General features: G+C 72.2%; 6 protein-coding genes and 1 pseudogene. 1 reads left to right on the top strand and 6 read right to left on the bottom strand.

Annotated elements, in window-relative coordinates; genetic code table 11:
- Window positions 1-49: 49 nt before the first annotated feature.
- The 5 genes from ACWD3D_RS27520 to ACWD3D_RS27540 form a co-directional block, all read right to left on the bottom strand.
- Window positions 50-2179 (bottom strand): 3-hydroxyacyl-CoA dehydrogenase NAD-binding domain-containing protein, encoded by a 2130-nt coding sequence (locus tag ACWD3D_RS27520; RefSeq protein WP_451463482.1) that lies wholly within the window; start codon window positions 2177-2179, stop codon window positions 50-52.
- On the bottom strand, window positions 2176-3402 hold the full coding sequence (locus ACWD3D_RS27525) for a thiolase family protein (RefSeq protein WP_451463483.1): 1227 nt from the start codon (window positions 3400-3402) through the stop codon (window positions 2176-2178). Before ACWD3D_RS27525 ends, ACWD3D_RS27520 begins: the two co-directional genes overlap by 4 nt.
- 419 nt (window positions 3403-3821) lie before the next feature.
- Window positions 3822-5102 (bottom strand): ribonuclease D, encoded by a 1281-nt coding sequence (locus ACWD3D_RS27530; RefSeq protein ID WP_451463484.1) that lies wholly within the window; start codon window positions 5100-5102, stop codon window positions 3822-3824.
- Between the two features lie 118 nt (window positions 5103-5220).
- Window positions 5221-5883, bottom strand: coding sequence for a helix-turn-helix transcriptional regulator (locus ACWD3D_RS27535; RefSeq protein ID WP_266710186.1), 663 nt, complete (start codon window positions 5881-5883; stop codon window positions 5221-5223).
- Between the two features lie 434 nt (window positions 5884-6317).
- Window positions 6318-6977, bottom strand: a complete 660-nt coding sequence (locus ACWD3D_RS27540; protein WP_451463485.1) for a DUF3000 domain-containing protein — start codon at window positions 6975-6977, stop codon at window positions 6318-6320.
- 92 nt (window positions 6978-7069) lie between these two features.
- On the opposite strand from ACWD3D_RS27540, the gene hemE reads away from it, so the two are divergent.
- Entirely contained in the window at window positions 7070-8143 is a 1074-nt protein-coding gene (hemE, locus tag ACWD3D_RS27545) for a uroporphyrinogen decarboxylase (RefSeq protein ID WP_451463486.1), read from the top strand.
- 12 nt (window positions 8144-8155) lie between these two features.
- On the opposite strand, the pseudogene ACWD3D_RS27550 reads toward hemE, so the two are convergent.
- A pseudogene (locus ACWD3D_RS27550) lies at window positions 8156-9579 on the bottom strand (carotenoid oxygenase family protein).
- Window positions 9580-9754: the final 175 nt, after the last annotated feature.

Consider the following 9754-nt stretch of genomic DNA (forward strand, 5'->3'; position numbering starts at 1 on the left):
GCCGTACGGAGGAGTCCTCCGTACGGCCCGTCCACGCCGGAACCGGTCGTTACGCCGGCACGCTCGCCACGCCCGGTGCCAGGAACGGCTTGCCGTTCACGCGCTCGGAGACGCCCGCCCGGTCCAGGTACGGCGTGATGCCGCCCAGATGGAACGGCCAGCCCGCGCCGGTGATCAGGCAGAGGTCGATGTCCTGCGCCTCGGCGACGACGCCCTCGTCGAGCATCAGGCCGATCTCCTCGGCCACCGCGTCGAGGACGCGGTCACGGGTCTGCTCCTCCGTCAGGACGCTGTCGCCCTGCACCAGGAGAGCGGCGACCTCGGGGTCCAGCTCCGGCTTGCCGGAGTCGTAGACGTAGAAGCCGCGCTTGCCCGCCTTCACGACCGCCGCGAGGTTGGCGGAGACGGTGAAGCGCTCCGGGAACGCGCGGTTCAGGGTCTCGGAGACGTGCAGGCCGATCGCCGGGCCCACCAGCTCCAGCAGGACCAGCGGCGACATCGGCAGGCCGAGCGGCTCGACGGCGCGCTCGGCGACGGCGACCGGGGTGCCCTCGTCGATGACGTTCTGGATCTCGCCCATGAAGCGGGTGAGGATGCGGTTGACGACGAACGCCGGGGCGTCCTTCACCAGCACCGCGGTCTTCTTCAGCTTCCGGGCCACCCCGAACGCCGTCGCCAGCGCGGCGTCGTCCGTGAGCTCGCCGCGCACGATCTCCAGCAGCGGGAGGATCGCGACCGGGTTGAAGAAGTGGAAGCCGACGACCCGCTCGGGGTTCTTCAGCTTCGACGCCATCTCGGTGACCGAGAGCGAGGAGGTGTTGGTGGCGAGGATCGCGTGCGCCGGGGCGACCGCCTCGACCTCCGCGAACACCTGCTGCTTGACGCCGATCTCCTCGAAGACGGCCTCGATGATGAAGTCGGCGTCGGAGAAGCCCTCCGCCTTGTCCAGCACACCGGTCACCAGGGCCTTGAGGCGGTTGGCCTTGTCCTGGTTGACGCGCTTCTTGGCGAGCAGCTTGTCGATCTCGGCGTGGACGTAGCCCACACCCTTGTCCACGCGCGCCTGGTCGATGTCCGTGAGGACGACCGGTACCTCCAGGCGGCGCAGGAAGAGCAGCGCGAGCTGGCTGGCCATCAGCCCGGCGCCCACGACACCGACCTTGGTGACCGGACGGGCCAGGCTCTTGTCCGGGGCGCCGGCCGGGCGCTTGGCGCGCTTCTGCACCAGGTTGAAGGCGTACAGCCCGGAGCGCAGCTCACCGCTCATGATCAGGTCGGCGAGCGCCTGGTCCTCGGCGTCGAAGCCGGCCCCCAGGTCGCCGTCCTTGGCCGCGGCGATGATCTCCAGCGCGCGGTAGGCGGCCGGGGCCGCGCCGTGCACCTTGGAGTCCGCGATGGCCCGCCCGCGCGCGACGGCCTGGTCCCAGGCGTCGCCGCGGTCGATCTCGGCGCGCTCGACCACGGTCTCGCCCGTCAGGACACCGGCCGTCCACACGAGCGAACGCTCCAGGAAGTCCGCGCCGTCGAAGAGCGCGTCCGCGATGCCGAGCTCGAAGACCTGCGCGCCCTTGAGCTGGCGGTTCTGGTTCAGCGAGTTCTCGATGATCACCGAGACCGCGCGGTCGGCGCCGATCAGGTTCGGAAGCAGCGCGCAGCCGCCCCAGCCGGGCACCAGACCGAGGAAGACCTCGGGCAGCGAGAAGGCGGGGAGCGCCTTGGAGACGGTGCGGTACGAGCAGTGCAGCCCGACCTCGACGCCGCCGCCCATCGCCGCGCCGTTGTAGTACGCGAACGTCGGGACCGCGAGGCCGGAGAGGCGGCGGAAGACGTCGTGGCCGCCCTTGCCGATCCGCACCGCGTCCTCGTGGTTCTTGAGGACTTCGAGGCCCTTGAGGTCGGCGCCCACGGCGAAGATGAACGGCTTGCCGGTGATGCCGACGCCCACGATCGAACCCTCGGACGCCTCCTTCTCGACCTGGTCGATCGCCTCGTCCAGGTTGGCCAGCGACTGCGGGCCGAAGGTGGTCGGCTTGGTGTGGTCCAGGCCGTTGTCCAGCGTGATGAGGGCGAACCTGCCCGCGCCCGCCGGGAGGTCGAGGTGGCGCACGTGCGCCTGGGTGACGACCTCGCCCGGGAAGAGCTCGGCCGCCCCCTTCAGAAGCTCGGTGGTGGCGCTCACTTGGAGCCTCCCTCGGCGTCGAAGTGCGGGTTCTCCCAGATGACCGTGGCGCCCATGCCGAAGCCCACGCACATCGTGGTGATGCCGTAACGGACCTCCGGCTGCTCCTCGAACTGGCGGGCCAGCTGCGTCATCAGACGGACGCCGGAGGAGGCGAGGGGGTGGCCGTACGCGATGGCCCCGCCGTACTGGTTGACGCGCGGGTCGTCGTCGGCGATGCCGTAGTGGTCGAGGAGGGCGAGCACCTGGACGGCGAACGCTTCGTTGACCTCGAAGAGACCGATGTCGTCGATGGTCAGACCGGCCTTGGCCAGCGCCTTCTCGGTCGCCGGGATGGGGCCGTAGCCCATGACCTCCGGCTCGACGCCGGCGAAGGCGTACGACACGAGACGCATCCGGACCGGCAGGCCCAGCTCGCGGGCGACGTCCTCGGCGGCGAGCAGCGAGGCGGTGGCGCCGTCGTTGAGGCCCGCCGCGTTGCCGGCCGTGACGCGGCCGTGCGGGCGGAACGGGGTCTTGAGGCCCGCGAGGGACTCCATCGTGGTGCCCGGGCGCATCGGCTCGTCGGCGGTGACCAGGCCCCAGCCGGTCTCGCCGGCCTCGGCGTTGGTGCGGCGCACCGAGATCGGCACCAGGTCCTGCTGGATCTTGCCGTCGGCGTACGCCTTCGCGGCCTTCTCCTGCGAGCGCACGGCGTAGGCGTCGGCGCGCTCCTTGGTGATCTGCGGGTAGCGGTCGTGCAGGTTCTCAGCGGTCATGCCCATGAACAGGGCGGACTCGTCGACCAGCTTCTCCGACACGAAGCGCGGGTTCGGGTCCACGCCCTCGCCCATCGGGTGACGGCCCATGTGCTCGACACCGCCGGCCACGACGACGTCGTACGCGCCGAAGGCGATGGAGCCGGCCGTCGTGGTGACGGCGGTCAGGGCGCCCGCGCACATGCGGTCGATCGAGTAGCCGGGGACGGACTGCGGCAGACCGGCCAGGATTCCGGCGGTCCGGCCGAGAGTGAGGCCCTGGTCGCCGATCTGGGTGGTCGCGGCGATGGCGACCTCGTCGATCCTGGCGGGGTCCAGGTCCGGGTTGCGGCGCAGCAGCTCCCGGATGGCCTTCACGACGAGATCGTCGGCGCGGGTCTCGTGGTAGATGCCCTTCGGGCCCGCCTTGCCGAACGGGGTGCGGACGCCGTCGACGAAGACGACGTCCCGGATGGTACGAGGCACGATGGCTCTCCTCCAGGGTGCGGGATGGCACTGCTGCGGGGCACGCCCGGAAGCGTGCCGCCCGCCCTCATGCTACTTGCGGGTAACCAGACTGCCCACCCCCTGTGGCCGGAGCGTCGAAGGTCACACACGTGGTCACCACCGCGGGGCGGCCGGGGCGCGGGTCCGATGGCCGCCGAACCGGCCGTGCACTCCTTCAACCTGGCGTGATTTCGACCTCGCGGCACTCGAAGTGTCGGGTGTGCGGGCAGCCCCGGACGCGACGACACCCCCGGGCGGCCGTGAATCGGGTGACCGGGGGTGTCGTCGTGGTGTCGCGCTGTGCGGCCGTACTGCTGTCGTGTGGCGTCGCGCTGTGCGGCCGTACTGCTGTCGTCGTGCCGCCGTGGCCGGGCAGTGGTGCCGGCCGGCGGGGCCGGTCAGGAAGCCGCGCTCGCGTTCAGTGCGTCCAGCAGCAGCGGGGCCACCAGCCCGATCTGCCAGCGCCGCGCGCCGTACCCCGCGAGCAGGTCCTCGACCGCGCCCGGGGTGACGCTCTTCGGCGGCTCCCAGCAGACCCGGCGCACGGTGTCCGGGGTGATGAGGTTCTCCGGAGGCAGGTGCAGCCGCTCGGCGAGGTCGGAGACGGCCCCGCGGGCGGCCGTCAGCCGGTCCGCGGCGGCGGGGTCCTTGTCCGCCCAGGCGCGCGGCGGCGGCGGGCCCGTGAGCTGCTGGCCCGGCTGCGGAAGCTCGGACTCCGGCAGCGCCTTGGCGCGGTCCACCGCGGCCTGCCACTGCTCCAGCTGGCGCCGGTTCACCCGGTGCCCGAAACCGGGCAGGGCCGACAGCGCCTGGACGTTGGCGGGCACCGCGAGCGCGGCCTCCACGATCGCCCCGTCGCCGAGCACCTTGCCGGGCGAGACGTCGCGCCGCTGCGCGACCCGGTCGCGGGTCTCCCACAGCTCGCGCACGACAGCCAGCTGACGGCGCCTGCGCACCTTGTGCATCCCGGAGGTCCGGCGCCACGGGTCCTTGCGCGGCGGCGCGGGCGGGGCCGCCGCGATGGCGTCGAACTCCTCGTGGGCCCACTCCAGCTTCCCCTGGCGGTCCAGCTCCTTCTCCAGCGCGTCCCGCAGGTCGATCAGGAGCTCGACGTCGAGCGCGGCGTAGCGCAGCCACGGGTCGGGGAGCGGCCGGGTGGACCAGTCGACGGCCGAGTGGCCCTTCTCCAGCGCGAACCCCAGCACGTTTTCGACCATGGCGCCCAGGCCTACCCGGGGGAACCCGGCCAGCCGTCCGGCGAGCTCCGTGTCGAAGAGGGAGGTGGGGAGCATGCCTATTTCGCGCAGGCAGGGGAGATCCTGGGTGGCGGCGTGCAGAATCCACTCGGTGCCGGTCAGGGCCTCGCCGAGACCCGACAGGTCGGGGCAGCCGACGGGGTCGACCAGAGCGCTGCCCGCGCCCTCGCGGCGCAGCTGTACGAGATAGGCGCGCTGCCCGTAGCGGTAGCCGGAGGCGCGCTCGGCGTCGACGGCCACCGGGCCGCTGCCCGCGGCGAAGGCGGCGATCACCCGGGCGAGGGCGTCATCGTCCGCCACCACCGGTGGAATGCCCTCGCGCGGTTCCAGCAAGGGGATCGGCGCCGGGGCGACGTCGTCCGGGGGAGCGCCCCCGGTGGTTCGCAGTGTCGTGTCTGCTGCGGTCTCTTGGGCGTCGGTCACCCGTCAAGGGTATCCGTGTATGCGCGACACCCGACGACGGAACGTTCCGTCGTCGGGTGTCGGGCGCGTAAAACCGGCCGGATCTCCCGCGATTCCCGCAGGGGGGCGGTGGGGGTGGTCAGTGGATGATGCCGGTCCGCAGGGCGACGGCGACCATTCCGGCGCGGTCTCCGGTGCCGAGCTTGCGGGCGATGCGGGCGAGGTGGGACTTGACCGTCAGGGCGGAGAGGCCCATCGAGACGCCGATGGCCTTGTTGGACTGGCCTTCGGCGACCAGGCGGAGCACCTCCACCTCACGGCCGGACAGTTCGCGGTAGCCGCCCGGGTGGCTCGGGGAGCCGGGAGGCCGGCGGTGCATACGGGCGGCGTTGGCGCCGATGGGGGCGACGCCGGGTCGGTTGGGGTGGCCGATGTTGGTACGGGTACCGGTGACGACGTAGCCCTTGACGCCGCCCGCGAGGGCGTTGCGTACGGCACCGATGTCGTCGGCGGCGGAGAGGGCGAGACCGTTCGGCCAGCCTGCGGCTCGGGTCTCGGACAACAGGGTCAGCCCGGAACCGTCGGGCAGGTGGACGTCGGCAACGCAGATGTCGCGCGGGTTGCCGACGCGGGGGCGGGCCTCCGCGATGGACGACGCCTCGATGACGTCACGAACTCCGAGGGCCCACAGATGGCGGGTCACGGTGGAACGGACGCGCGGGTCGGCCACGACGACCATGGCCGTCGGCTTGTTCGGGCGGTAGGCGACCAGGCTTGCGGGCTGCTCTAGGAGAACGGACACCAGGCCTCCTGGGGGAGTGGCGGGACGGGCCGGCTCGGGGATGAAGCCGGGGCGAACCATGCTTGAAGGGTCATTGACCTCTTCGGCAGCAGACCCGTCCTCCTTTAGAGGAAGATCACGATTTGGTGAGTAACAATTCGGACAAATCGGACGCACGATCGATTGTGTGACAGTGGGACCGGCGGTCGGCCGGGTCTGTCGTGGAAGGGTCGGGACGGTGTACTCGCGGGGTCCGGGCCCGCCGGACCCACGGCTCGGAGCGCAGAGGCACGGGCTCGGACGTGCGGGGTGCCGAGCGCGGAGGCGTGGCGCTCGGCAGAGGTGCGGGCCTCGGGGGTGAGAGACGCCGGGATCTGCGGGCGCGGACTGCCGGACCGTGCCAGGGCGCGCGGGAAAGTCGCGCCGCCGAACGGGCGGGACCTTCGGGACAGGCCCTACGAGGTCTGCGGCCCCCGTCGCTGCGGCAGGGTGACCACCGTCGCGTCCGCCGGACCGGACGGCGGCAGGCCGGCGATCTGGCAGAGCAGGTCGCCCCAGGCCGTCAGATGCCCTGCCGTGTCCGGGACGCCGCCCGGGCCCTCGCCGGGGGTCCAGGACGCGCGGATCTCGATCTGGGTCGCGGGCCGGCGGCCGCCCAGCTCGCCGAAGTAGTGCGACCCCGCCCGGGTGACCGTGCCGCCCGCCGACCCGTAGGTGAGACCGCGTGCCTCCAGGGCGCCCGTCAGCCAGGACCAGCACACCTCGGGCAGCAGCGGGTCGGCGGCCATCTCCGGCTCCAGTTCCGCCCGTACGAGCGTCACCAGGCGAAACGTTCCCTGCCAGGCCTCGTGACCGGCCGGGTCGTGCAGCAGCACCAGGCGGCCGTCCGCGAGATCCTCGTCGCCGTCCACCACCGCCGCCTCCAGGGCGTAGGCGTGCGGGGCCAGGCGCTGCGGTGGCTTGGTCGTCTCGATCTCCAGCTCGGGCCGGAGCCGCGTCGAGCGCAGCGCCTCGACCGCCGACCGGAATCCGGGCGGAGTGGGTTTGCTCTCCGCACCGTCCTTCTGGGAAGTGTGGTCGGAATGATCGGAGAACTGTTCCTGCGCCGGAGCCATGCCGGGAAGAGTAGGCGGAACGCGGGCCGCGCGCAGGGAGGGACACCCTGGTGGGGCCGTGCTCCTTGGGGCTTCGTGCGAAGATTCTGTGCGTGAGTGCCAACGAACGCCCCTCGGGCCAGCTGACGACGACCTCCGCCACCCACGACTCGGCGTTCCTGAAGGCGTGCCGACGAGAACCCGTCCCGCACACCCCGGTCTGGTTCATGCGGCAGGCGGGCCGGTCGCTGCCCGAGTACCTGAAGGCCCGTGAGGGCATCGCGATGCTCGACTCCTGCGCGATGCCGGAGCTGGTCACCGAGATCACGCTGCAGCCGGTGCGCCGTCACAAGGTCGACGCCGCCGTCTACTACAGCGACATCGTCGTCCCGCTCAAGGCCATCGGCATCGACCTGGACATCAAGCCCGGCGTCGGTCCCGTGATCGCCGACCCGATCCGCACCCGCGCCGACCTGGCCCGGCTGCGCGATCTCACGCCCGAGGACGTCCCGTACGTCACCGAGGCCGTCCGCATGCTCGTCGCCGAACTCGGCGAGACCCCGCTCATCGGCTTCGCGGGGGCCCCGTTCACGCTCGCCAGCTACCTCGTGGAGGGCGGTCCGTCCCGCAACCACGAGCACACCAAGGCCATGATGTACGGCGACCCGGAGCTCTGGGCCGACCTCGTGGACCGGCTCGCGGAGATCACCGGCGCCTTCCTCAAGGTCCAGATCGAGGCGGGCGCCTCGGCCGTCCAGCTCTTCGACTCCTGGGTCGGCGCGCTGTCCCCCGCCGACTACCGCCGCTCGGTGATGCCCGCCTCCGCCAAGGTCTTCGACGCGGTCGCCTCCTACGGTGTCCCGCGCATCCACTTCGGCGTGGGCACCGGCGAGCTGCTCGGCCTCATGGGCGAGGCCGGAGCGGACGTCGTCGGCGTCGACTGGCGCGTCTCCCTGGACGAGGCCGCCCGCCGCGTCGGCCCCGGCAAGGCGCTCCAGGGAAACCTCGACCCGGCGGTCCTCTTCGCCCCGACCGCCACGGTCGAGGAGAAGACCCGCGAGGTGCTCGACGCCGCCGCCGGCCTGGAGGGACACATCTTCAACCTCGGGCACGGCGTCATGCCGTCGATGGACCCGGACTCCCTCACCCGCCTCGTGGAGTACGTCCACACGCAGACCGCGCGCTGAACCGCGCCCGGCTCACTCCTCGGTGGGCAGCCAGGCGCCGTGCAGCCCGAGCGGCACCCTGACGGGGATGCGGACCCGGGCGACCGGGCCGCCCGCGGGGTCCTCGTCGGACAGCACCAAGAGCCAGCTGGTGCCGTCCGTACGGTCGGTGGCGTACGTCAGCCAGTAGCCCCCGTCGTCCGAGGAACCGGGCGACGGCGCGAACGCGGGCTCGCCGACCGAGAGGTCCCCGGCGTCCCACAGGCGGGTGAGCTGCCCGCCGCCACCGGTGTCGTACCACCGCAGGGCGTCGTACTCCCCGGAGAGCAGCTCCGTGTTCCGGCTGCTGCCCGCGGCCATCGCGATGCGCCGGTGCGGTCTCCCGATCAGGCGGTCGTCGATGCGGGGCAGCTCCACCCGCATGTCGTCCAGCCGGGTCCGCCGCACGGTACCGGTCGCCGGGTCGACGACGGCCCGGGTGAGGCCCCTGGCCGCCGCACCGTCCGCTTCCTCGCCGGAGTCCGCCCCGCCGAGGGAGAGGGCGGGCCACTGGACGTAGTCGAGGACGACCCGCCCGTCGGGGGCGTCGTACGCGTTGACGGTGTGCCAGAGCCAGAACGCCTCCTCCCGCGCCCAGCGGACCTCAGTGCCGTCACGGGGGATCAGCGCGACGCGGGTCCCCCGCTCGGGCCGCCAGGCCAGGAACGAGCCGCCGCTCATGGCGGCGTCGAGGTCGAAGAAGGCCGGGGCGAGGACCAGCACCAGGTAGCGGTCGGTGAGGGCCATGTCGTGGATCATCGACGGCTCCTCCACCCCCGCCACCGGGGTGGGCCCCTGCTCACCGTGGAGTCCGCGCCGATCAACGACCACGTCAGGTAGGGCGGCTCCAGGGCGTAGCAGAAGGCGGCCATCTCACCGGTCGACGGGTCGGTCTTGGGATGCGCGGTGATGCCGCCGGGCAACCGGCCGCCGAAGGTCTCCTTGCCCAGCGTTTCGAGCCCGGGGCCCATGCGGTACGGGCAGTCGGCCTCCCCCAGGGCCAGCAGCCGGCCCGCGTGCTCGACCACGTTGATGTCCGGAATCGGCTTGAAGTCGTCGGCCAGCTCCTGACCGACCTCGTCCGCCCCGGGGAGGATCATCGACTCCACCCCTCCCCACAGGGCGTGCCCGGCCCTCTCCTCCGCCTCCATGGCGGGGGTGCGGACGAAGCGGTTGCGGTAGCGCGCCCGGCCCCCGGACATCCACACGCCGTGCAGCATCCCGTCCCCGTCGATCGGGTAGAGGTACGAGCCGACCGGGCTGAAGCGCGGATTCGGGCCGTTGCGCAGGTAGACGCCGTCCAGCTCGCGCGGCAGCTCACCCACGACGTCCAGGTCCACCGCGTCGACCTCCTCGGACACGGGGGCGAACCGTCCGCCGAGATGAGCCACGCGGGTGGGGTCGAAAACGGTGGCCATGGGTCCTCCCGGCATCGGGACCGTCTCGCGCTCTCCTCCCTCCAGTGAAGTACCGGGATCCCCGAGGGGCCAGGCGGGGATGTGCTCGTACGGGACGTGGCGGAAGAGCTTGCCCCGGGCCGCCAGGTCCTCGGAGAGGGTCTCGTCGGCCTTCTTGAAGAAGACCCCGCCGACC

Source organism: Streptomyces sp. NPDC002690 (genome assembly GCF_053592415.1).